Source organism: Pseudomonas sp. TWI929 (assembly GCF_039673335.1).
Classification (GTDB): Bacteria; Pseudomonadota; Gammaproteobacteria; order Pseudomonadales; family Pseudomonadaceae; genus Aquipseudomonas.
Map to the genome: position 1 here is coordinate 15,990 of NZ_JBDJLK010000007.1, position 23,118 is coordinate 39,107.

General features: G+C 63.2%; 26 protein-coding genes. 14 read left to right on the top strand and 12 right to left on the bottom strand.

From position 1 onward, the window contains the following. Positions 1-136: 136 nt before the first annotated feature. From ABE456_RS05400 to rpmE, 3 genes are all read right to left on the bottom strand, one after another. Positions 137-1,405: a malic enzyme-like NAD(P)-binding protein gene (locus ABE456_RS05400; RefSeq protein WP_346643037.1), complete on the bottom strand. Its 1,269-nt coding sequence runs from the start codon at positions 1,403-1,405 to the stop codon at positions 137-139. 178 nt (positions 1,406-1,583) lie between these two features. Beyond that, complete coding sequence (locus tag ABE456_RS05405; protein WP_346643038.1) at positions 1,584-2,405, bottom strand: thermonuclease family protein; 822 nt, start codon at positions 2,403-2,405, stop codon at positions 1,584-1,586. 2 nt (positions 2,406-2,407) lie between these two features. Beyond that, positions 2,408-2,623 carry a 50S ribosomal protein L31 gene (gene rpmE, locus ABE456_RS05410; protein ID WP_027920990.1) on the bottom strand — a complete coding sequence of 72 codons (216 nt, stop codon included), beginning with the start codon at positions 2,621-2,623 and terminating at the stop codon, positions 2,408-2,410. 167 nt (positions 2,624-2,790) lie between these two features. Here rpmE and ABE456_RS05415 point away from each other — a divergent pair, with 167 nt between their 5' ends. The 3 genes from ABE456_RS05415 (at position 2,791) to ABE456_RS05425 (ending at position 7,634) form a co-directional block, all read left to right on the top strand. Next, positions 2,791-5,010 (top strand): primosomal protein N', encoded by a 2,220-nt coding sequence (locus ABE456_RS05415; RefSeq protein WP_346643039.1) that lies wholly within the window; start codon positions 2,791-2,793, stop codon positions 5,008-5,010. 187 nt (positions 5,011-5,197) lie between these two features. Continuing rightward, on the top strand, positions 5,198-6,934 hold the full coding sequence (gene argS, locus ABE456_RS05420; protein ID WP_346643040.1) for an arginine--tRNA ligase: 1,737 nt from the start codon (positions 5,198-5,200) through the stop codon (positions 6,932-6,934). 1 nt (position 6,935) lies between these two features. Then, positions 6,936-7,634: an SPOR domain-containing protein gene (locus ABE456_RS05425; protein ID WP_346643041.1), complete on the top strand. Its 699-nt coding sequence runs from the start codon at positions 6,936-6,938 to the stop codon at positions 7,632-7,634. Between the two features lie 88 nt (positions 7,635-7,722). Here the strand turns inward: ABE456_RS05425 and ABE456_RS05430 are convergent, their stop codons facing one another. Beyond that, complete coding sequence (locus ABE456_RS05430; protein ID WP_346643042.1) at positions 7,723-8,139, bottom strand: TM2 domain-containing protein; 417 nt, start codon at positions 8,137-8,139, stop codon at positions 7,723-7,725. 166 nt (positions 8,140-8,305) lie between these two features. Here ABE456_RS05430 and ABE456_RS05435 point away from each other — a divergent pair, with 166 nt between their 5' ends. Beyond that, the gene (locus ABE456_RS05435; RefSeq protein ID WP_346643043.1) at positions 8,306-8,935 is read left to right on the top strand and encodes a C40 family peptidase; all 630 of its coding nucleotides are present in this window, start codon (positions 8,306-8,308) and stop codon (positions 8,933-8,935) included. 127 nt (positions 8,936-9,062) lie between these two features. On the opposite strand, the gene ABE456_RS05440 is transcribed toward ABE456_RS05435, so the two are convergent. Then, positions 9,063-10,061, bottom strand: coding sequence for a PilT/PilU family type 4a pilus ATPase (locus tag ABE456_RS05440; RefSeq protein ID WP_346643044.1), 999 nt, complete (start codon positions 10,059-10,061; stop codon positions 9,063-9,065). A gap of 65 nt (positions 10,062-10,126) precedes the next feature. On the opposite strand from ABE456_RS05440, the gene ABE456_RS05445 reads away from it, so the two are divergent. From ABE456_RS05445 to ABE456_RS05485, 9 genes are all read left to right on the top strand, one after another. Next, a complete protein-coding gene (locus ABE456_RS05445; RefSeq protein ID WP_346643045.1) occupies positions 10,127-10,813 on the top strand; it encodes a YggS family pyridoxal phosphate-dependent enzyme in 687 nt (228 codons plus the stop codon). Between the two features lie 38 nt (positions 10,814-10,851). Next, positions 10,852-11,670 carry a pyrroline-5-carboxylate reductase gene (proC, locus tag ABE456_RS05450; protein ID WP_346643046.1) on the top strand — a complete coding sequence of 273 codons (819 nt, stop codon included), beginning with the start codon at positions 10,852-10,854 and terminating at the stop codon, positions 11,668-11,670. A 10-nt stretch (positions 11,671-11,680) separates the two neighbouring features. Beyond that, complete coding sequence (locus ABE456_RS05455; RefSeq protein ID WP_346643047.1) at positions 11,681-12,271, top strand: YggT family protein; 591 nt, start codon at positions 11,681-11,683, stop codon at positions 12,269-12,271. Between the two features lie 99 nt (positions 12,272-12,370). Further along, complete coding sequence (locus tag ABE456_RS05460; protein ID WP_306381475.1) at positions 12,371-13,510, top strand: homoserine O-acetyltransferase; 1,140 nt, start codon at positions 12,371-12,373, stop codon at positions 13,508-13,510. Positions 13,511-13,517: 7 nt separating this feature from the next. After that, on the top strand, positions 13,518-14,138 hold the full coding sequence (gene metW / locus ABE456_RS05465) for a methionine biosynthesis protein MetW (protein WP_346643048.1): 621 nt from the start codon (positions 13,518-13,520) through the stop codon (positions 14,136-14,138). Positions 14,139-14,160: 22 nt separating this feature from the next. Then, on the top strand, positions 14,161-14,595 hold the full coding sequence (locus tag ABE456_RS05470; protein WP_346643049.1) for a DUF4426 domain-containing protein: 435 nt from the start codon (positions 14,161-14,163) through the stop codon (positions 14,593-14,595). Then, positions 14,592-15,188: an RdgB/HAM1 family non-canonical purine NTP pyrophosphatase gene (rdgB, locus tag ABE456_RS05475; RefSeq protein ID WP_046613545.1), complete on the top strand. Its 597-nt coding sequence runs from the start codon at positions 14,592-14,594 to the stop codon at positions 15,186-15,188. Before ABE456_RS05470 ends, rdgB begins: the two co-directional genes overlap by 4 nt. Further along, positions 15,185-16,360: a radical SAM family heme chaperone HemW gene (hemW, locus tag ABE456_RS05480; protein ID WP_346643050.1), complete on the top strand. Its 1,176-nt coding sequence runs from the start codon at positions 15,185-15,187 to the stop codon at positions 16,358-16,360. The genes rdgB and hemW overlap by 4 nt, the downstream gene beginning before the upstream one ends. A gap of 9 nt (positions 16,361-16,369) precedes the next feature. After that, complete coding sequence (locus ABE456_RS05485; protein WP_346643051.1) at positions 16,370-16,696, top strand: DUF3392 family protein; 327 nt, start codon at positions 16,370-16,372, stop codon at positions 16,694-16,696. 624 nt (positions 16,697-17,320) lie between these two features. Here the strand turns inward: ABE456_RS05485 and trmB are convergent. From trmB to ABE456_RS05505, 4 genes are all read right to left on the bottom strand, one after another. Next, positions 17,321-18,043, bottom strand: coding sequence for a tRNA (guanosine(46)-N7)-methyltransferase TrmB (trmB, locus tag ABE456_RS05490; protein ID WP_346643052.1), 723 nt, complete (start codon positions 18,041-18,043; stop codon positions 17,321-17,323). A 9-nt stretch (positions 18,044-18,052) separates the two neighbouring features. Then, the gene (locus ABE456_RS05495) at positions 18,053-18,865 is read right to left on the bottom strand and encodes a thiazole synthase (protein WP_201201348.1); all 813 of its coding nucleotides are present in this window, start codon (positions 18,863-18,865) and stop codon (positions 18,053-18,055) included. A gap of 54 nt (positions 18,866-18,919) precedes the next feature. Next, on the bottom strand, positions 18,920-19,120 hold the full coding sequence (gene thiS / locus ABE456_RS05500; protein WP_346643053.1) for a sulfur carrier protein ThiS: 201 nt from the start codon (positions 19,118-19,120) through the stop codon (positions 18,920-18,922). Between the two features lie 102 nt (positions 19,121-19,222). Beyond that, positions 19,223-19,594, bottom strand: coding sequence for a DUF423 domain-containing protein (locus tag ABE456_RS05505; protein WP_060498067.1), 372 nt, complete (start codon positions 19,592-19,594; stop codon positions 19,223-19,225). Positions 19,595-19,658: 64 nt separating this feature from the next. Here ABE456_RS05505 and mtgA point away from each other — a divergent pair, with 64 nt between their 5' ends. Next, positions 19,659-20,369, top strand: coding sequence for a monofunctional biosynthetic peptidoglycan transglycosylase (gene mtgA / locus ABE456_RS05510; RefSeq protein ID WP_346643112.1), 711 nt, complete (start codon positions 19,659-19,661; stop codon positions 20,367-20,369). 87 nt (positions 20,370-20,456) lie between these two features. Here the strand turns inward: mtgA and rpoH are convergent, their stop codons facing one another. The 3 genes from rpoH to ftsE form a co-directional block, all read right to left on the bottom strand. Beyond that, a complete protein-coding gene (gene rpoH, locus ABE456_RS05515; RefSeq protein ID WP_016502070.1) occupies positions 20,457-21,311 on the bottom strand; it encodes an RNA polymerase sigma factor RpoH in 855 nt (284 codons plus the stop codon). A gap of 111 nt (positions 21,312-21,422) precedes the next feature. After that, positions 21,423-22,448 (bottom strand): permease-like cell division protein FtsX, encoded by a 1,026-nt coding sequence (gene ftsX, locus ABE456_RS05520; protein WP_346643054.1) that lies wholly within the window; start codon positions 22,446-22,448, stop codon positions 21,423-21,425. Continuing rightward, positions 22,445-23,116: a cell division ATP-binding protein FtsE gene (gene ftsE, locus ABE456_RS05525; RefSeq protein ID WP_056794328.1), complete on the bottom strand. Its 672-nt coding sequence runs from the start codon at positions 23,114-23,116 to the stop codon at positions 22,445-22,447. The genes ftsX and ftsE overlap by 4 nt, the downstream gene beginning before the upstream one ends. Positions 23,117-23,118: the final 2 nt, after the last annotated feature.

Below are 23,118 nucleotides of genomic sequence, written 5' to 3' on the forward strand. Positions count from 1 at the left end.
GTTCGGATTTTGCGTGGGCGCGTAAATCGAGCGCCGCCCGCGCGGCGCTCGATCTCACAGGCGCTGGCACTCCATCGGCAAACAAAAAGCCCCGGCTCTTGCGAGCCGGGGCTTTTTTATGTCGCTACAGCGGCAATCAGCCGTTGAAAACGTCATCCACGCTGGTCAGCGGGTAGTGCTTCGGATACGGCAGGGTAGCCACGCCGGATTCGATGGCGGCCTTGGCCACAGCGTCGGAAACGACAGTGATCAGGCGTGCGTCCAGCGGCTTCGGAATGATGTACTCACGGCCAAACTCGAGGCCTTCGACGCCGTAGGCATCGCAGACTTCCTTCGGCACTGGCAGCTTGGCCAGGTCTTTCAGGGCGACGGCGGCGGCAATCTTCATTTCTTCGTTGATGCGCTTGGCGCGAACGTCCAGGGCACCACGGAAGATGAACGGGAAGCCCAGTACGTTGTTGACCTGGTTCGGGTAGTCGGAACGACCGGTAGCCATGATCACGTCGCTGCGAGTGGCGTGAGCCAGCTCTGGCGAAATTTCCGGGTCCGGGTTCGAGCAGGCGAACACGATCGGGTTGGCAGCCATCGACTTCAGGCCTTCCGGGCTCAGCAGGTTCGGGCCAGACAGGCCTACGAACACGTCAGCGCCGTCGAGGGCGTCAGCCAGGGTGCGCTTGTCGGTAGCGTGGGCGAACTGCGCCTTGTACTGGTTCAGGTCGTCACGGCCAGCGTGAATCACGCCGCTACGGTCGATCATGTAGATGTTCTCGACCTTGGCACCCATGCTCACCAGCAGCTTCATGCAGGAGATGGCAGCAGCGCCGGCACCCAGGCAGACGATCTTGGCGTCTTCGAGCTTTTTGCCAGCGATTTCCAGGGCGTTGATCATGCCGGCCGCGGTCACGATAGCGGTGCCGTGCTGGTCATCGTGGAATACCGGGATGTCGCACTGTTCGATCAGGGTGCGCTCGATTTCAAAGCACTCTGGCGCCTTGATGTCTTCAAGGTTGATGCCACCGAAGGTAATCGAGATGCGGCGAACGGTGTCGATGAAGGCTTGCGGGCTTTCCGATTCGACTTCGATGTCGAACACGTCGATACCGGCGAAACGCTTGAACAGAACACCCTTGCCTTCCATGACCGGCTTGGAAGCCAGTGGGCCGAGGTCACCCAGACCGAGGATGGCGGTGCCATCGGAAATCACCGCAACCAGGTTGCCTTTGCCGGTGTACTTGTAAGCCAGCTCTGGATCACGGCCGATTTCACGCACGGGCTCAGCAACACCTGGGCTGTAGGCCAGGGCGAGGTCACGGGCGGTGGCAGTGGGCTTGGAAAGTTCGACGCTCAGTTTCCCCGGACGAGGTTGAGCGTGGTATTCGAGAGCGGCGGTTTTCAGGTCTGACATGGTGGGCATTCCGCTATTTACTGTTCTGACGGACCGCCGAGGATACGCAAAGAGCCGGGGAGTCACAAGACTGGTCGGTCACTTGTGTCAAGGCCTTTAGCCTACGACTTTACGCTATAACCCACGGGGGCATACGGCTCACAGTGTGTACAATCTAATAGCGGAATGTCTACATCTTTTAGCCTGAAATGCGCTCCAACATGCTCGGATCGGTCAACGGCAACACCCAGCGTCGCTGCCCGGGCTTGAGCCCACCCTTGCGGGAACGATCCAGCACCCAGCCACGCGCTTCGACCTGGCGTCCCTTGAGGTTATCGAAGAAGCTGGCGGGGAAGTTGCGTTGCAGACGAGCGGGAACCTGCAGCACCACGGCATTTTCCAGGGTGAGCCAGACCCCACCACGATTGCGCTCGATGCCTTCTATGCGGCCACCGACAACAGCAAAACCCGACTGCCTTACATCAGCCGCACGCACCACCGGCGAACGGTGCCACAAGCCGGCACCGGCCTTGCGCGCCGCCTGTTCGGCAAGCTGCTGGCAACCGCTGAGGCGCACATTGGGGGCCACCGCAACGCGGTAGCCCAAGCCCTCGCTGAGCAGTTGTGCTTCTAGATTGTCGCCATTACGGCCATAGATATGCGCCAGTGTGCGGCCGTATTTGTCTTTGGCCTCGATACCCGGCACCAGCCCGACACGCCCGTCACTGGTCTTGACCAACGCCTGCAGGCGCTGCTTGGCCGCCTCGGCATAGGGTTCGCTGGTGCGCCCGTTGCGGCCAATTTCCGGGGCATTGATGCCAATCAGCCGCACGCTGCGGCCATCGACCAGGCGCAAGGTATCGCCATCCACCACCTGGCGCACCGCCACCTGCTGCGGCTGCTCCGGCAGCGGGCAAAACGCCAGGGCCGGGAAATTCCAGATGACGCCCATAAAAAAAGCGCCCACAAGGGGCGCCTTTTTTTGCAGCAATGCGAAACCCGAGGGGTTCGCCATGCGCATGATTACTTCTTGGTACCGAACATGCCGAAGCGATCGGCGAACTTCTGTACGCGACCACCGGTGTCCAGGACTTTCTGCTTACCGGTGTAGAACGGGTGGCACAGGTTGCAAACGTCGATCGCCAGGGTGTTGCCCAGGGTCGAACGAGTTTCGAACTTGTTGCCGCAGCTGCAGGTGACTGCAACTACTTCGTAGTTCGGGTGGATACCTTCTTTCATGGTCACTTCCTCGAGCTGCGTGCCGCCACCCAACACCAATTGTTGAATACCGCACGTAATTAGGCGGCGAATAATACCAGAGCGCCGCGCCAGTGCAAGTTGTCGCTTGCACCGACCGTCGTCTGCTAGGCTCGCCAGTTCTTGTAATACCCTCCGAGACTTTCCGCGTGTCCGACGTCATCCTGCGCCTTGCCCTACCCTCCCCGCTGCGCCGCCTGTTCGACTACAAGGCGCCGGCGAGCATGGCGCGCCAGGCCTTGACCCCAGGCATGCGCATTCGCGTGCCATTCGGCCGCCGCGAAATGATTGGTGTGCTGGTGGAGGTTTGCGCACAAAGCGAAGTACCCGCCGACAAGCTCAAACCGGCCAGCGTCCTGCTCGACCCGGTGTCGCCAATCCCTGCGTCGCTGTTCAAGCTCTGCTTGTGGACCGCCCAGTACTACCAGCACAGCTTGGGCGACACCCTGAGCTGGGCCTTGCCAACGCTGCTGCGCCAGGGCGAACCCGCCGAAATGCGCCAGGAGCGCTTCTGGCACATGGCCCCCGGCGCCCGCCTGGAAGACCCGCGCATCGCCCGTGCGCCGCGCCAGCGCGACGCCCTCAAGACCCTGGCCCAGCACCCGCACGGCGTGGCCCACAGCTTGCTGGCCAAGCTCAACCTGAACAAGGACAGCCTCGACCTGCTGCTGGCCAAGGACCTGGTGCAGATCGAGGTCCGCCGCCAACTGCCGGCGATACGCCATGAACACTGGCTGGCGCAGCCGGAACTGCCGCTGAACGAGGAGCAACGCGACGCTTTCGACGCCGTACGCGAAGGCTTTGGCGGCTTCGGCGCGTTTCTGCTGGCCGGCGTTACCGGCAGCGGCAAGACCGAGGTTTACCTGCAGCTGATCCGCGAAACCCTGGAAGCCGGCAAGCAGGCGCTGGTACTGATCCCCGAGATCAACCTCGGCCCGCAAACCCTGGCGCGCTTCGAACAACGCTTCAACGCCCGCATCGCCCTGCTGCATTCAGCAGTCAACGACCGCGAGCGCCTGGACGCCTGGCTGGCGGCGCGGGACGGCGAAGCCGACATCATCATCGGCACCCGCTCGGCCTTGTTCACGCCGATGAAAAACCCTGGCCTGATCATCATCGACGAAGAGCACGACGGCTCCTACAAGCAGCAGGAAGGCCTGCGCTATCACGCCCGCGACCTGGCGCTGGTGCGCGCCCACCAGGAGAACATCCCGATCCTGCTCGGCTCCGCCACGCCGTCACTGGAGACCTTGCACAACGCCCTCACCGGCCGCTACCGCCTGTTGCGCATGAACCAGCGCGCCGGCGGTGCGCGCCCGCCGCGCATGCTGCGCCTGGATGTGAAAAGCCTGCCGCTGGACAGCGGCATCAGCGGCCCGCTGCAGCAGGCCATTCGGCAGACCCTGGAAGCCGGCCAGCAAGTGCTGGTGTTCCTCAACCGCCGCGGTTTCGCGCCAACCTTGCTGTGCCACGATTGCGGCTGGCTGTCCGAATGCCCGCGCTGCGATGCGCGCATGACCGTACACCAGCGCTCCGGCGTGCTGCGCTGCCACCACTGCGGCTATGACGAGCGCCTGCCGCACCAGTGCCCGCAATGCAACCACGTTGACCTGCGCCCGGTCGGCGCAGGTACCGAGCGCGCTGAAGAGCGCCTGAAAGTGCTGTTTCCGGATTACCCGATCCTGCGCGTGGACCGCGACAGCACGGCGCGCAAGGACGCCATGCACAACCTGTTCAACACCATCCAGCGCGGCCAGCCAAGCATCCTTGTCGGCACCCAGATGCTCGCCAAGGGCCACCACTTCCCGCGGGTGACCCTGGTGGCCATCCTCGATGCCGATGGCGGGTTGTTCTCCGGTGATTTCCGCGCCAGCGAACGCATGGCGCAGCTGATCGTGCAGGTGGCCGGGCGTGCCGGGCGTGCCGAAGAGCCTGGCAAGGTGATTATCCAGACCCACCTGGCCGACCACCCGCTGCTGGTACAGCTCACCGAGCAGGGCTACTTCGCCTTTGCCGAACAGGCCCTGGACGAACGCCGCGCCGCCGGGCTGCCACCTTACTCGCACCTGGCCTTGCTGCGCGCCGAAGCGCACAAGCCGGGGCAGGCTGAAGGCTTCCTTGACGAAGCCTGTGCCGCCGCCGAGCGCCTGCTGGCCGAACAGCGCCTGCCGGGCATCGAGCTGCTGGGCCCGGTACCGGCGCCCATGGAACGCCGTGCCGGGCGCTTCCGCGCACAACTATTGATACAGGCCAACACCCGGGCGCCTTTGCATCGACTGATCAGCGCCTGGTTGCTAGTGTTGGAACAGATACCGAGCGGGCGCCAGGTGCGCTGGTCGCTGGATGTCGACCCGGTCGACCTTTATTGATTTCAGCAGACGCATACCTCCTGCGGGAGCGGCCTTGCGTCGCGAAAGGGCCGCAGGCCGGCCCCGGCATTCTGAAGCCAGGCAAGCCCCAAAGGTTGGCAACCCGCTCCCAGCCACGGATAATGCCCAGTTTTTCCACCTGCGCATCCAAGCGCTCCACCGCGCTTGCGGTCGAAAAGAGATCCCCATGAAAGACACCATTCGCCAGCTGATCCAGCAAGCCCTCACCCAACTCGTCACCGACGGTGTGCTGCCTGAAGGGCTGTCGCCGGCGATCCAGGTGGAAAACGCCCGGGACAAGACCCACGGCGACTTCGCCAGCAACATCGCCATGATGCTGGCCAAGCCGGCCGGCATGAAGCCGCGCGACCTGGCCGAAAAACTGATCAACGCCCTGCCGGCCAGCGCCGACATCAGCAAGGTCGAAATCGCCGGCCCCGGCTTCCTGAACTTCTTCCAGAACACCGATGCCCTGGCCAACCGCCTGGATGCCGCCCTGGCCGACGCCCACCTGGGTGCGCGCAAGGCCGGCCCTGCGCAAAAGGTGGTGATCGACATGTCGGCACCCAACCTGGCCAAGGAGATGCACGTCGGCCACCTGCGCTCGACCATCATTGGCGACAGCGTGGCGCGCGTGTTGGAGTTCCTCGGCGACAACGTGATCCGCCAGAACCACGTGGGCGACTGGGGCACCCAGTTCGGCATGCTGATGGCCTACCTGCAGGAAAACCCGATCACCAGCGACGAACTGTCGGACCTGGAGAACTTCTACCGCGCCGCCAAGAAGCGTTTCGACGAGTCCGAAGAGTTCGCTACCCGTGCACGTGGCCTGGTGGTCAAGCTGCAGGCTGGCGACCCTGATTGCCTGGCCCTGTGGACGCGCTTCAAGGACATCTCGCTGTCGCACTGCCAGAAGACCTACGAACTGCTCAACGTCAAGCTGACCATGGCCGACGTGATGGGTGAAAGCGCCTACAACGACGACCTGGCCAACGTGGTGGCCGACCTTAAGGCCAAGGGCCTGCTGGTCGAAGACCAGGGTGCCCAATGCGTGTTCCTCGAAGAGTTCAAGAACAGCGACGGCGACCCGCTGCCGGTGATCGTGCAAAAGGCCGACGGCGGCTACCTGTACGCCACCACCGACCTGGCTGCGGTGCGCTACCGCAGCAACGTGCTCAAGGCCGACCGCGCCCTGTACTTCGTTGACCAGCGCCAGGCGCTGCACTTCAACCAGGTGTTCGAAGTAGCACGCCGCGCCGGCTTCGTCGGCCACCCGATGCAGATGGAACACATGGGCTTCGGCACCATGAATGGCGCCGACGGCCGCCCATTCAAGACCCGTGACGGCGGCACCGTGAAGCTGATCGACCTGCTCACCGAAGCCAAGGAACGCGCTTATGCACTGGTCAAGGAAAAGAACCCGAGCCTGGCCGACGAAGACCTGCGCCACATTGGCGAAGTGGTGGGCATTGGCGCGGTGAAATACGCCGACCTGTCCAAGCACCGCACCAGCGACTACAGCTTCAACTTCGAACTGATGCTCAACTTCGAAGGCAACACCGCACCGTACCTGCTGTACGCCTACACCCGCGTGGCCGGCGTGTTCCGCAAGCTGGGCAAGGGCTTTGACGAAGTCGACGGCAAAATCGTGCTGCAGGCTGCCCACGAGCAGGACCTGGCTGCGCGCCTGGCGCAGTTTGGCGAAATCCTCAACAACGTCGCCGAGAAGGGCACGCCACACGTGCTGTGCAGCTACCTGTACGACCTGGCCGGCCTGTTCTCCAGCTTCTACGAGAACTGCCCGATCCTCGCCGCCGAAACCCCAGAGCAGCAGCAGAGCCGCCTGCGCCTGGCTGCCCTGACTGGCCGCACCCTCAAGCAAGGTCTGGAACTGCTCGGCCTGGAAACCCTGGAGCGCATGTAAGTTGGCTGCCAAGAAAAAACCTGCCCCCAAACGCGGCGCCAGCCGCCAGACGGCGCCGGCCAAGCAGCCGATACCCGGTTGGGTATGGCTGGCGGTCGGCCTGACCGTAGGCGCGTTCATCGTCTTCCTGATGAAGCTCGAACCAGGCAGCGAAGACATCAAGCGCGCCAATCCCGAGCAGCAGAAGCCGGAGAAAGTGGCCGAAGCCAGCAAGCCTGCGCAGGCTACCGCGCAGCAGCCGGTGAAGCCGAAATACGACTTCTACACCCTGCTGCCGGAGTCCGAGGTCATCGTGCCGCCAGAGGCCGTGCCCGAGAAGACGCCACCGGTACCGGCCCAGCCGGTTACCCCGGTGACGCCGGCAGAAGCGGCGAAAATCGACACGGCGCGGGCCCAGGCAGCGCTGCTGGGCCAAACCCCGCCACCGGCGCCACCAGTGATCAAGCCGGCGGCGACCACCCAGTTCTTCCTGCAGGCCGGCTCGTTCCGCAAGCAGGCCGATGCCGACAAAGTGCGCGCGCAGATCATCCTGCTGGGCCAGTCGGTTAAGGTGGAGTCGGGCACGGTCAAGGATGAGACCTGGTACCGCGTACTGGTCGGGCCGTTCAGCAACCGTGAACAGCTGACCGGGGCACAGAAGCAGCTGGCCGGGGCAGGTTTCAGCAACCTGTTGCTGCAACAGCGGCAGACCCGTCAGTAACAAATAAGGCCTTGCCGCTTCGGTGCGACAAGGCCTTTTTCATGGGCGCTTCTAGCCTATTTGCGGCGGTTCGACGCCTCGAAGCATTTCAACGCAAGGCATTGCGCTCGGAAACCTGGGTGTTCAGCGTCCAGAAGTCATACAGCACCCCCACCAGGAACAGCCCGCCGGTAAAGAAGTAGATGATCGCCGTCACCCACTTGCCCTGATACAGCCTGTGCAGGCCAAACACCCCCAGGAAGGTCAGCAGAATCCAGGCAATGTTGTAGTCGATGCGCCCGGGCTGGAACCTCAGGTCGGCTTCACGGTCCATGGACGGGATCAGAAACAGGTCGATCAGCCAACCGATGCCCAGCAGGCCGAAGGTGAAGAACCAGATCGTGCCGGTAACCGGCTTGCCGTAATAGAAACGATGCGACCCGGTGAAGCCGAAAATCCATAGCAGGTAACCAATGGTCTTGCTGTGCGTGTCATGCAAGGGCGCCCCCTGTTGATAACTGTTCATTCATAGCCCCTTTGGGTTATCCAAAAATTTTCTAAAAAAAAATGTGACTTTCTTGTCGCAGGCCGACGTACGGCGCTAGGGCAATCGACCAACGGATCAAAGATTGATCAAAAAGCTGTTATAAAGTTGCGCGCCCAACACATAACTATTCATAAGAGCTTCATCTATGCCGCCTTTGTTCAAGACATGGCTGACCCTCTGCCTATTATTGCCCCTGGCCGCCCACGCCACCAATCGTGAGCAACGTCTTCCTAACGGTTTCACTGGCTACACCACCAACGCCTCGGTGAAACACGCACCGCTAAAGCAGGCCGCGCTACGCGCCCGCCCGAGCAATGCCGCCAGCAGCAGCCGCGGCATGCCGGTCGCCGCCATGTCGCCGAAGCAGAGCAGCGATGTGCTCAGCCGTGCGGTGAATGTGCTCGGCACCCCATACGTGTGGGGTGGCAGTAGCCCGAAGAAGGGCTTCGATTGCAGCGGGCTGGTCAAGTACGCCTTCAACGATGTCGCCGACGTCGACCTGCCGCGCACCTCCAACGCCATGGCCCAGGGCCACGGTGTCAAGGTGGCCAAGGATGACCTGAAGCCTGGCGACCTGATCTTCTTCAACATCAAGAGCCGCCGGGTGAATCACGTTGCCATCTACCTGGGCAACGACCGCTTCATACACGCCCCACGGCGTGGCAAGCGGGTGAGCATCGACACCCTGAGCAAGCCTTACTGGCAGAAGCATTACGTAGTGGCCAAGCGCGTGCTGCCCAAAGAACAGCAGCAGCTGAGCCTGGCCAAGCGCTGATCTGATCGGCGCTCTCCTGTGCCGGCCTCTTCGCGGGTAAACCCGCTCCCACAGATACGGCGTCGCTCTCGCGGGCAACGCTATACCTGTGGGAGCGGGTTCACCCGCGAAGAGGCCGGCACAGGCACTAAAGATCCCTGATCAGCCCTTTCTCTCGCAAACCCCGCAAAGCCCCCTCCATCGTCCGCATCCCGTCCCCACCACCCGCCTGCATCACCGAACACAACTGCGCCAGCCGCCCTTCGCGAATCAGGTTTCGCACCGCCGGCGTCGCCACCAGCACTTCCCGCGCCGCAACCCGCCCACCGCCCACACGTTTGACCAGCACCTGTGCCACCACCAGCCGCAACGACTCGGCCAGCATCGCCCGCACCAGCGGCTTTTCCTCGGCAGCGAACACTTCCACCAAGCGGTCAATGCTGCTGGCCGCTGAACGTGTATGCACGGTCGCCAGCACCAAGTGCCCGGTTTCGGCCGCGCGCAACGCCAGGCGAATGGTTTCCAGGTCGCGCAACTCGCCAATCATGATCACATCCGGGTCCTGGCGCAGCGCGCTGCGCAGCCCCTGAGCGAAACCGCTGCTATGGCGACCGACTTCACGCTGGTTGACCAGGCTGCGCTGGCTGCTGTGGATAACTTCAACAGGGTCTTCCAGGGTAATGATGTGCAACGCCCGCTCGCGGTTGAGCTGGTCGAGCAGCGTCGCCAGCGTGCTGGACTTGCCACTGCCGGTTGGCCCACCCACCAGGATCAAGCCTTCACGGCACTGCGCAACAGCTTGAAACACATCCGCCAGGTCGAGCTCATCCAGCGTGGCGATCCGCCCCGGGATCAGGCGAAAGGTGACTGCAGGGCCATTCAACTGGCGAAACAGGTTCAAGCGAAAGCGCCCAAGCACAGGCAACGCCAAGGCCAGGTCCAGTTCATCACCCTGTAGCCACTGCCCGCACTGCTCGCCTTCCAGCACGGTCGCCATGCTTTCGATCAAGGCATCCGCCACCAAGGGTGGCAAAGCCATGCGCTGCAACTCGCCATCCAGGCGCAACAATGGTTTCTGGCCCGCCGCCAGGTGCAGGTCCGAAGCCCCCGCCTCCACAGCCCGGGCCAACAGGTCGGTCACATCCATGAGACTCCCCAAAGGCCTTCAAGTAGGTAAAATGCCGAAAACCCTACAGCTGCCGGCATCCGTCCATGTCCACCCTAGCAGACAACCTTTCCGCGATTTCCGCCCGTATCGCCAGTGCTGCCCAGGCCGCCGGGCGCGAGCCGGCCAGCGTCCAGCTGCTGGCCGTGAGCAAGACCAAGCCCGCCAGCGCCATCCGCGAGATCCACGCCGCTGGCGTGTCCGATTTTGGGGAAAACTACCTACAGGAAGCGCTGACAAAGCAGCAAGCGCTTGGCGACTTGCCCTTGATCTGGCACTTCATCGGCCCCATTCAGTCGAACAAGACCAAAGCCATCGCCGAGCATTTCGACTGGGTACATTCCGTGGACCGCCTGAAAATTGCCCAACGCCTGTCGGAGCAGCGCCCTGCCGGGCTGGCGCCGTTGAACATCTGCCTGCAGGTGAACGTCAGCGGCGAAGACAGCAAGTCCGGCTGCGCCCCCGCCGACCTGCCAGCCCTGGCCAAGGCCGTGGCCGCATTACCCAACCTGCGCCTGCGCGGGCTGATGGCCATCCCGGAACCCACCGATGATCGCGCCGCCCAGGAAGCCGCCTTTGCCAGCCTGCGCCAGTTGCAGGAAGGCCTTGGCCTTGGCCTGGACACGCTGTCCATGGGCATGAGCCACGACCTGGAAGCAGCCATTGCTCAGGGTGCGACCTGGGTGCGTATCGGTACCGCCCTGTTCGGTGCCCGCGACTACGGGCAGCACTGATTGCATGCTTTACTCACTCTTTCCCACAAGGACCTGACATGAGCAAGACTCGTATTGCCTTTATCGGCGCCGGCAACATGGCCGCCAGCCTTATCGGTGGTCTGCGTGCCCAGGGCCTGGACGCCTCGCAGATCCGCGCCAGCGACCCGGGCGCCGAGACCCGCAGCCGCATCCAGGCCGAACACGGCATCGAAGCCTTTGAGAACAACGCCCAGGCCATCGACGGCGCCGACGTGATCGTGCTGGCGGTCAAGCCGCAGGTCATGAAAGCCGTGTGCCAAGCCCTGCAACCCGACCTGCAGGATGGCCAGCTGATCGTCTCGATCGCCGCTGGCATCACCTGCGCCAGCCTGCAGAGCTGGGTCGGCGCTCGCCCGGTGGTGCGCTGCATGCCCAACACGCCGGCGCTGCTGCGCCAGGGCGTGAGCGGCCTGTACGCCACCGCTGAAGTGTCCAGCGCACAGCGCCAGCAGGCCGAGCAACTGCTGTCGGCTGTGGGCACCGCCCTATGGCTGGAGCAAGAGCAACAACTGGACGCCGTAACTGCCGTGTCCGGCAGCGGCCCGGCCTATTTCTTCCTGCTGATCGAAGCCATGACCGCAGCCGGTGAAAAACTTGGCCTGCCACGTGAAACCGCCTCCCAGCTGACCTTGCAGACAGCCCTGGGCGCCGCGCGCATGGCGGTTGCCAGCGATGTCGATGCCGCCGAGCTGCGCCGCCGCGTCACCTCGCCTGCCGGTACCACGGAGGCTGCGATCAAGTCGTTCCAGGCCAGCGGCTTCGAAGCCATCGTCGAGCAGGCACTGCAGGCTGCGGCCACGCGCTCCGCCGAGCTGGCCGAACAACTGGGCAAATAAGGAGCTCTAGATGAATGCAATGTCCGGTGCCGCGATCTTCGTGGTGCAAACCTTGGTCAGCCTGTACCTGGTGATCGTCCTGCTGCGCTTCGTGCTGCAGCTGGTCAAGGCCAACTTCTACAACCCGCTGTGCCAATTCGCGGTGCGTGCCACCCAGCCACTGCTCAAGCCGATCCGCCGGGTAATACCCAGCATCGGCGGGCTGGACACCTCGTCGCTGCTGCTGGCGGTGGTCATCCAGGCGCTGCTGATGGGCTTTGTGCTGATGGTCACCTACGGCACCTTCGGTGACATCCTGCACCTGCTGATGTGGGCGATCATCGGCATCACCGCGCTGTTCCTGAAGATTTTCTGGGTAGCGATGATCGTCATGGTGATCGTCTCCTGGGTTGCACCCAACAGCCACAACCCGGCCGCCGAGCTGGCCTACCAGATCAGCGAACCGGTGCTGGCACCGTTCCGCCGCATCGTGCCCAACCTGGGCGGCATGGACATTTCGCCGATCTTCGCCTTCCTGGCGATCCAGGTGATCCAGTCGTTCGTCATGCCCCCGCTGGCCGCTTACGCCGGTATGCCACAAGAGCTGTGGCGGATGATCTAGACCTCGCCAGAGCCTGCTTGCAACCAGCGGCAAGCCTTTGCTTGCCGCTGGGGGTAGCGCTCTTTAGACTTACGCCTCCGTCAAGCGTGAGCAGGGTCGATGTCCACTGTCTTTCCCGAAGATTCCGTCGGTCTGGTAGTACCGCAAACCGCCCGGTTCGATGAACCGCTGGCACTGGCCTGTGGCCGCTCCCTGGCCAGTTATGAACTGGTCTACGAGACCTATGGCACCCTGAACGCCAGCGCGAGCAATGCCGTGCTGATCTGCCATGCCCTGTCTGGCCACCACCATGCCGCTGGCTACCATGCCGCCACCGACCGCAAGCCGGGCTGGTGGGATAGCTGCATTGGCCCGGGCAAGCCGATCGACACCAACCGCTTCTTCGTGGTCAGCCTGAACAACCTCGGCGGCTGCAACGGCAGCACCGGCCCCAGCAGCGTCAACCCGGCCACCGGCAAGCCATATGGCGCCGACTTCCCGGTGCTGACCGTGGAAGACTGGGTACACAGCCAGGTGCGCCTGGGCGAGCGCCTGGGCATCCAGCAATGGGCCGCAGTGGTCGGCGGCAGCCTGGGCGGCATGCAGGCACTGCAATGGACCATCAGCTACCCCGAGCGCGTGCGCCACTGCGTCGACATTGCCTCGGCACCCAAGCTGTCGGCGCAGAACATCGCCTTCAACGAAGTGGCACGCCAGGCCATCCTCACCGACCCCGAATTCCACGGTGGTTCGTTCCAGGACCAGGGCGTGATCCCCAAGCGTGGCCTGATGCTGGCGCGCATGGTCGGCCACATCACCTACCTGTCCGACGACTCGATGGGTGAAAAATTCGGCCGCGAGCTGAAGAGCGACAAGCTCAACTACGACTTCCACAGCGTCGAATTCCAGGTCGAAAGCTACCTGCGCTACCAGGGCGAGGAGTTTTCCGGCCGTTTCGATGCCAACACCTACCTGCTGATGACCAAGGCGCTGGACTACTTCGACCCGGCCGCAGCCCAAGGCGGCGACCTGGCGGCGACCCTGGCCCACGTCAAGGCGGACTACTGCATCATGTCGTTCACCACCGACTGGCGCTTCTCGCCGGCCCGTTCGCGCGAGATCGTCGACGCCCTGATGGCCGCGCGCAAGAACGTCTGCTACCTGGAGATCGACTCGCCTTATGGGCACGATGCCTTCCTGATCCCCACACCTCGCTACATGCAGGGTTTTTCGAACTACATGAACCGCATTGCCATCTGAGGACAGCATGAGAGCCGATCTGGAAATCATCCACGACTGGATCCCCGCCGGCAGCCGGGTACTCGACCTGGGCTGCGGCAGCGGCGAACTGCTGGCCTCGCTGCGTGACCGCAAGCAGGTCACCGGCTATGGCCTGGAAATCGACGCCGACAACATCGCCGCCTGTGTGGCCAAAGGCGTCAACGTCATCGAGCAGGACCTGGATAAAGGCCTGGGCAACTTCGCCAGCAACAGTTTCGACGTGGTGATCATGACCCAGGCCCTGCAGGCCGTGGAGTACCCCGACCGCATCCTCGACGAGATGCTGCGCGTGGGCCGCCAGTGCATCATCACCTTCCCCAACTTCGGACACTGGCGCTGCCGCTGGTACCTGGCGACCAAAGGCCGCATGCCGGTATCGGACTTCATGCCGTATACCTGGTACAACACGCCGAACATCCACTTCTGCACCTTCGCCGACTTTGAAGAGCTGGTGCACGAGCGGCGCGCCAAGGTGCTCGACCGCCTGGCCGTCGACCACTTGCACCGCAACGGGTGGGGTGGCCGGCTTTGGCCTAATCTTCTAGGTGAAATCGGCATCTACCGCGTCAGCAGCCCAGGCCTGCAAGAGCACCGCCTCGCGGTCTGACGCCCACCGGAGGAATCGCCCCATGCGTCGCCTAGCCCTGTTCCTGATCAGCCTGTGCCTGGCCCTGCCAGTATTGGCTGCCGATGCCGCCCGCCCCGAGCGCAAGGAAGTGTTTGGCGACGTGACGGTGCACTACAGCGCTTTCACTTCGAGCATGCTCACACCCGAGGTGGCCGCGGCCACCGGCCTGGTGCGCAGCAAGAACCAGGGCGTGCTCAACATTGCCGTGCTCAAGGCCAACAAGCCCACCACGGCGCTGGTCAGCGGCACGGTCAAGGACCTGACCGGGCGTAGCAGCCCGCTGTCGTTCAAGCAGATCACCGAACAAGGCGCGGTGTACTACATCGCCCAGTTCAAGATCGACCAGCCAGATACCGTCACCTTCGACCTGAATATCGAAACCGGCGGCATCAGCAATTCCCTCAGTTTCAACCAGGAAGTTTTCCCCGGCGAATGATGAATTTCCAGCAACTCGTATTGGCCAGCCACAACGCTGGCAAACTCAAGGAACTCCAGGCCATGCTCGGCGCGTCCGTGCAACTGCGCTCGATCGGCGAGTTCAGCCAGGTCGAGCCGGAAGAAACCGGCCTGTCGTTCGTCGAGAACGCCATCCTCAAGGCGCGCAATGCCGCTCGCATTTCCGGCCTGCCGGCCCTGGCCGACGATTCCGGCCTGGCGGTGGACTTCCTCGGTGGCGCGCCGGGCATCTACTCGGCACGTTATGCCGACGGCAAGGGTGACGCGGCGAACAACGCCAAGCTGCTTGAAGCCCTGAAAGACGTACCTGAAGCCGAGCGTGGCGCGCAGTTCGTCTGCGTACTGGCGCTGGTGCGCCATGCCGACGACCCGCTGCCGATCCTGTGCGAAGGCCTGTGGCACGGGCGCATCATGTTCGAAGCCAGCGGCGAGCACGGTTTTGGCTACGACCCGCTGTTCTGGGTACCGGAGCGCAACTGCTCCAGCGCCGACCTGGCGCCGGTGGACAAGAACCAGCTCAGCCACCGCGCCCGCGCCATGGCCCTGCTGCGCCAACGTCTGGGCCTGGCATGATCGCAACGCTGTCTACCCCCGGCGCGGCGGGCTTTACCAGCCTGCCGCCGCTGGCGCTGTACATCCACATTCCGTGGTGCGTACGCAAATGCCCTTACTGCGACTTCAACTCCCATGCTGCCGGGCCTGAACTGCCGGAAGACGCCTACGTCGCCGCCCTGCTGACCGACCTCGACCAGGAACTGGCCGCCGTGCAAGGCCGGCCGATCAGCTCGATCTTCTTCGGTGGCGGTACGCCCAGCCTGTTCAGTGCCGACGCCCTTGGCCGGCTGCTGCGCGGCGTGGAGCAGCGCATCCCGTTCGCGCCAGATATCGAGATCACCCTGGAAGCCAACCCGGGCACCTTCGAGCAGGACAAGTTCAAGGCCTACCGGCAAACCGGCATCAACCGGCTGTCAATCGGCGTACAGAGCTTCCAGCCGGCCAAACTGCAGGCGCTGGGGCGTATCCACAATGGCGATGAAGCGGTCCGCGCCGCCGGCATGGCGCGCGCAGCCGGCTTCGACAACTTCAACATGGACCTGATGCACGGCCTGCCCGACCAGTCACTGGACGACGCGCTGGGCGACCTGCGCCAGGCCATCGACCTGGGGCCGACCCACCTGTCGTGGTACCAGCTGACCGTGGAACCGAACACGGTGTTCTGGAACCAGCCGCCAGAGCTGCCCGAGGACGACATCCTCTGGGATATCCAGGAAGCCGGCCAGGCACTGATGGCCGAGCACGGCTTCCGCCAGTACGAGGTCTCGGCCTACGCCCAGGCGGGCCGTGCCGCTCAGCACAACCTCAACTACTGGCGCTTTGGCGACTTCATCGGCATAGGCGCTGGCGCCCACGGCAAGCTGACCTTCGCCGACGGGCGCATCCTGCGCACCTGGAAGACCCGCCTGCCCAAGGATTACCTGAACCTGGCCAAACCGTACAAGGCTGGCGAAAAGCTGCTGCCGGTCGATGAGCTCCCGTTCGAGTTCCTGATGAACGCCCTGCGCCTCACCGATGGCGTGGAAGCCGAACTGTTCACCCAGCGCACCGGATTGCCGCTGGAACAACTGCGCGAAGCACGCCGCGCCGCCGAACAAAAGGGCCTTTTGCAGGTCGAACCGGATCGACTGGTGGCCACGCCAAGGGGCCAGTTGTTCCTCAATGACCTGCTGCAGTATTTCTTGACCTAAGGATGACCCATGGATCTGGTACTTGATCTGCTCGCGACGGTTTCCCGCTGGAGCCGCAGCAACCTGTCGGAGATTTCACTGGCCTTGGTAGGCTGCCTGCTGGTGCTGTTCGGCACCGATGTCAAAGCCTGGGCCGAGCAACGCCTTGGCAACCTGGCAGGCGCCCTGCGCGTGCCGTTCATGGCCGTAATGGTGATGGTTGGCAGCGGTGCGGCGCTGATCTACGCCACGCCGTGGGTGGTGAAGGGGTTGAGCCAGTTCAACAACTACGCACTGGCGCCAGTGTTGCTGGTGGTGGTCGTGTTGATTGGCGTGGTGGCGGACCGCCGCGGCTGAGCCTGCTAAAAGCTGCCCCGGCAAACCAGGGCAGCCCTACCACCTGACTAGCCCTTAGCGGGCATCATCGAAGTGGTCGCGCATGAAGTCCCGAACGGTCTTGAACACAATCAAGATCCGGACAAGCTTCCAGACGCGGCTCAGCGCATCAAGCAAACGCTTCATATGCCTTGGCCTCCGTATTGGCGGGCCAGTCTTCCAGCATCTAACCGGTACTTCGATGCCTTCGAAAACTGTGGGATATTTTCGGTGAAGTGGCCAGGTTAATGGCCCTTCGAAGTCAGTCACCGGCACGGTTCTCAGGCGGTGAAGGGGCCGAAAAGCAGAATTCTTCTCCTACCCGGCCCATCACAGGTCAAACCCCCACAGGAGCAGCGCGATGATAATTGGGATATGTGATGAAAGCTGTTATTCGCGCCGACACACGTGATGCTGGATATTTCTGATCGTTGACGCACCTTTGCTGGCTGCCTATGATCCACTGACTGTGGGGTGTTTTCGGTGAAGTCCCAGAGCGAAGGATACTCAGTCCTGTCGCTCACAAAAAAACCGCCTTTCTCAAGGCGGTTTTTTTTCGCCTGCATTTCTGCAAGCACTAGCACATCGAAAGGCCAGATCAGTCGATCAATCCACCTTCTCGAACTTCAAGTCCCACACCCCATGCCCCAGCCGCTCGCCGCGGCGTTCGAACTTGGTGATCGGGCGCTCTTCCGGGCGTGGCACGTAGGTGCCGTCTTCAGCACGGTTGCGATAGCCCGGGGCAGCGCTCATCACTTCCAGCATGTACTCGGCATACGGTTCCCAGTCGGTGGCCATGTGGAAGACGCCACCGGGCTTGAGCTTGCGCCGTACCAGCTCGGCGAACTCCAGCTGGACGATGCGGCGCTTGTGGTGGCGCGCCTTGTGCCATGGGTCGGGGAAGAACAGCATCAGGCGGTCGAGGCTGTTGTCCGCCACGCAGCGGTTCAGCACTTCAATGGCATCGCAGTCATACACCCGCAGGTTCTTCAGCCCTTGGGTCAGCACGCCGTTGAGCAGCGCGCCAACACCCGGGCGGTGCACTTCTACACCGATGAAGTCCTGCTCAGGCGCGGCAGCAGCCATTTCCAGCAGGGAATGGCCCATGCCGAAGCCGATCTCCAGGGTGCGCGGCGCCGAACGGCCGAACACCTGGTCGTAGTCCACCGGGCTGTCAGCCAGCGGCAGGATAAACAGCGGGCCGCCTTGGTCCAGGCCACGTTGCTGGCCTTCGGTCATGCGCCCGGCGCGCATCACGAAGCTCTTGATGCGGCGGTGCGGGCGCTGGTCGCCGTCGGCGGCGATCGGCGTATCTTGCGAGTCAGTCATCTGGGGCTCTTACTTGATCAGACCATCCAGCGGCGAGGAAGCGCTGGCATAGAGTTTTTTCGGCATACGGCCGGCCAGGTAGGCCATGCGGCCGGCGACAATGGCGTGCTTCATGGCTTCAGCCATCAGCACCGGCTGCTGGGCGTGGGCAATGGCCGAGTTCATCAGCACTGCCTCGCAACCCATTTCCATGGCGATGGTGGCGTCGGACGCGGTACCCACACCGGCATCGACCAGCACCGGAACCTTCGATTCTTCGAGGATGATCTGCAGGTTGTACGGGTTGCAGATACCCAGGCCGGTGCCAATCAGGCCAGCCAGCGGCATCACCGCGATGCACCCGGCTTCAGCCAGCTGACGGGCGATGATCGGGTCATCGCTGGTGTACACCATCACGTCGAAACCTTCCTTGACCAGTACTTCGGCAGCCTTGAGGGTCTCGATCACGTTAGGGAACAGGGTTTTCTGGTCGGCCAGCACTTCCAGCTTTACCAAGGTCCGCGACTCATGGGACTTGTAGCCCTCGAGCAGCTCACGGGCCAGGCGGCAGGTACGCACAGCCTCGACGGCGTCAAAGCAACCGGCGGTATTGGGCAGGATGGTGTACTTGTCGGGCGACAGCACATCGAGCAGGTTCGGCTCGCCCGCATTCTGGCCAAGGTTGGTCCGGCGCACGGCGACGGTGACGATCTCGGCACCCGAGGCCTCGGTTGCCAGGCGGGTTTCTTCCATGTCACGGTACTTGCCGGTGCCGACCAGCAGGCGCGACTGGAAAGTGCGCCCGGCCAGGATGAAGGGCTTGTCGCTACGAACGTTGCTCATCGTTGTTCCTCGGGAAAAGGTTGCAGGGCTTGCTTGTGAACCGCCGGGCTGCTGTCAGCCGCCACCAATGGCGTGGACCACTTCAACCTGGTCGCCGTCGTTCAGCAGCGTGCTGTCGTGCTGGCTGCGCGGCACAATATCCAGGTTCAGTTCCACGGCAATGCGGCGCCCGGTCAGCTCCAGGCGTGCCAGCAGGGCTGCAACGCTCTCGCCAGCAGGCAGTTCGTAAGGTTCACCGTTCAGTTGAATGCGCATGCGCACGGCCACCATTGTTCTTTGGGGCCCGCATTCTAGCGCCGAACCGCCCTGTAACCCAAGGGCGGTACGCGCCATTAGTCGCGATAGTGGACCACTCGGTCAGCCCAGCCGCCAGGCTGCCAGGCCCAGGCACAGCCAGCCGGCCAGGAAGCACAGGCCGCCGATCGGAGTGATGATGCCCAGCTTGCCCAGGCCGCTGAGGGTCAGCAGGTACAGGCTGCCGGAGAACAGCACGATACCCAACGCAAACAATCCGCCGGCCCAGCCGACCAGGCGCCCAGGCAGGTGCGCCGAGAGCACGGCGACGCCGAAGATCGCCAAGGCATGCACCAGCTGGTAGGTCACGCCGGTGTGGAAGATTGCCAGGTAGTCGGCCGTCAGCCGGTTTTTCAGGCCATGGGCGGCGAAGGCGCCGAGGGCGACCCCGGTAAAGCCGAAAAAGGCGGCAAGCATCAGGAAGCTGCGAAGCATGGGACGACTCCTTGTATCGGGTCTGTATAATGGCCCCTTCCACCCGTACGGCCAAGCCATCGTCATGCTGCCAACCCTTCTCCGCCGCCTTTCCCGCGCCCTGCTCTGGTTCGCTGCCGGCAGCATCGTGCTGGTGCTGGTGTTTCGCTGGGTGCCACCACCCGGTACGGCGCTGATGGTCGAGCGCAAGGTGCAGTCCTGGGTGAGCGGTGAGCCGATCGACCTGCAGCGCGATTGGGAGCCATGGGAGAACATCTCCGACGAACTCAAGGTCGCGGTCATCGCAGGCGAGGACCAGAAGTTCGCCAGCCACTGGGGCTTCGACATCCCGGCCATCCAGGCGGCGCTGGCCTACAACGAGCGCGGCGGCAGCATTCGCGGGGCCAGCACCCTGACCCAACAGGTGGCCAAGAACCTGTTCCTGTGGTCCGGGCGTAGCTGGTTCCGCAAAGGGCTGGAGGCCTGGTTTACCGCGCTGATCGAGCTGTTCTGGTCGAAGGAGCGAATTCTCGAGGTCTACCTGAACAGCGCCGAGTGGGGCAAGGGCGTGTTTGGTGCGCAGGCGGCGGCGCGTTATCACTTCGGCGTCGATGCCAGCCGGCTCAGCCGCCAGCAGGCGGCGCAACTGGCGGCGGTACTGCCAAGCCCGATCAAGTGGAGTGCCAGCCGGCCAAGCGCCTATGTGGCCAGCCGGGCCGGGTGGATTCGCCGGCAGATGAGCCAGCTGGGTGGGCCTAGCTACCTGATGCAGCTCGATTCTTCGCGCAAGCTTTGAGGGCCCTTTCGCGGGCATCGCCAGCACAAATAAAAAAGCCGCTCACCCAGTCAGGGCCAGCGGCTTTTTTGTGCAACCAAGGCTCGATCAGATTGCGATCAGCGCCTTGACCTTGTTCATCGCATTCTTCTCCAGCTGGCGAATCCGCTCAGCCGAAACGCTGTACTTGTCCGCCAGCTCATGCAACGTGGCCTTCTCTTCCGCCAGCCAGCGCTGGTACAGAATGTCGCGGCTACGCTCATCCAGCCCTTGCAGCGCTTCGTGCAGGTTGCTGGTGGAGTTGTCACTCCAGTCGGCATCCTCTAGCTGCACCGCCGGGTCGTAACGGTGGTCTTCCAGGTAATGCGCAGGCGACTGGAAGGCGCTGTCGTCGTCAGCTTCCGCTGCCGGGTCGAAGGCCATGTCCTGGCCGCTTAGGCGGCTTTCCATCTCACGCACTTCACGCGGCTCGACGCCAAGGCTTTCTGCCACGCGATGCACTTCGTCGTTGTTCAGCCAGGCCAGGCGTTTCTTCTGGCTGCGCAGGTTGAAGAACAGCTTGCGCTGGGCCTTGGTGGTCGCCACCTTGACGATGCGCCAGTTGCGCAGGATGAACTCGTGAATCTCTGCCTTGATCCAGTGCACGGCGAAGGACACCAGACGCACGCCCATTTCAGGGTTGAAGCGCTTGACGGCTTTCATGAGGCCGACGTTGCCTTCCTGGATCAGGTCGGCCTGGGCCAACCCGTAGCCGGCATAGCTACGGGCGATATGTACGACGAAACGCAGGTGGGCCATCACCATTTGACGAGCGGCCTCGACATCCTGCTCATAATAGAGACGCTCGCCCAGATCACGCTCCTGCTCGACCGTCAGCAGCGGGATGCTGTTGACCGTGTGCACGTAGGCTTCCAGGTTTGCACCGGGTACCAGGGCATAGGCAGGTTGCAACGATGTGGTCATTCAAGAACCTCCGACTTACAAAACTCGCGCCTTGTGGGCGCTGCCAACATTGACCTGGAACGACGGTACAAGTTCCGCAGTGAAGAAAATGTCAATGCTGGCACGTAAAAACTATCGCGGCGCCAGCTCGTTCAGGTGGCGGGCGACTGCAATCCATGCACCGATATACCCCAACAGCACTGCTCCGATCAAGAGCGACAGACCATCGGACGCCGGCACCCCGCCCAGGGCGAAGTCACTGCCGTACAGCCCGGAAAGCCCTACCACCGCCTCATTCAGCCAGTTCAGGCCAAATGCCAGGATGCCCCACGCCAGCAGGCCCGCACCCAGGCCATACAGGGCGCCCATGTACAGGAAAGGCCGGCGCACGTAGGCGTCGGTGCCGCCTACCAGCTTGATCACTTCGATCTCGATACGGCGGTTTTCAATGTGTAGACGAATTGTGTTACCGATTACTAACAGCAGCGCAGAAATCAGCATCACGGCCAAGCCGAAGACGAAACGGTCACCCAGCTTGAGGATGGCGGCCAGGCGCTCGACCCACACCAGGTCCAGCTGCGCCACGTCCACCCGCGGCAGCTCGGACAGGCGCTGACGCAAAGCTTCCAGAGCCGCTTTGTCGACCTCGGCCGGGGTTACCACCACCACGCCAGGCAGCGGGTTGTCGGGCAACTCACGCAACGCTTCGCCCAGGCCGGACTGCTGCTGGAACTCCTCCAGCGCCTGCTCGCGGCTGACATACTGCGCGTCGGCCACCCCAGGCATACCCTTGATCTCGTCGCGCAGCGCCTCGCCATCGCGGCTGCCGGCATCGAGCTTGAGGTACAGCGAAATCTGCGCAGCGCGCTGCCACGAGCCGCCAAGCTGCTCGATGTTCTTCAGCAGCAACGACAGGCCCATGGGCATGCTCAGTGCCACTGCCATCACCAGGCAGGTGAAGAAACTGCCGATCGGCTGCTTGCCCAAGCGACGCAGGCTGTCGGCCATGCTGGCACGGTGGCTTTCCAGCCAGGCATGCAGCAACGTGCGAAAATCCGGGCCGTCATCGTCTTCGCCGCGTTTTTTCTTCGCCGGTTGTGTGTCGGCCGGTTTCGGTGCAACCCGCTCGGAAACCTTCGGCGTTCGTGTAGTGCTCATTGCCCGGCCTCCCCATCGCCGATCAAGCGACCGCGCTGCAAGGTCAGCATGCGGTGGCGCATGCGCGCAATCAGTGCCAGGTCGTGGCTGGCGATCAATACCGTGGTACCCAGGCGGTTGATGTCCTCGAACACGCCCATGATCTCTGCAGCCAGGCGCGGGTCGAGGTTACCGGTGGGTTCGTCGGCCAGCAGCAGGGCCGGCTGATGGACGATGGCACGGGCGATACCCACCCGCTGCTGCTGGCCGGTGGACAGGTCGGCCGGGAACAGCTCGCCCTTGTCGGCCAGCGACACACGCTCCAGGGCCGAGTCCACCCGCTTGGCGACCTCAGCCTTGGACAGGCCGAGTATCTGCAGTGGCAAGGCGATGTTGTTGAACACCGTGCGGTCGAACAACAGTTGGTGGTTCTGGAACACCACGCCGATCTGCCGGCGCAGGAACGGGATCTGCGCGTTGCTGATCTGGCCCAGGTCCTGCCCGGCCAGCATCAGTTTGCCGCTGGTCGGGCGCTCCATGGCCAGCAGCAGGCGCAGCAAGGTGCTCTTGCCTGCGCCCGAGTGGCCGGTGACGAACAGGAATTCGCCCCGGCGCGCCCGGAAACTCAGCTCATGCAAACCCACATGACCATTGGGATAGCGCTTGGCAACCTGTTCGAATCGGATCATGG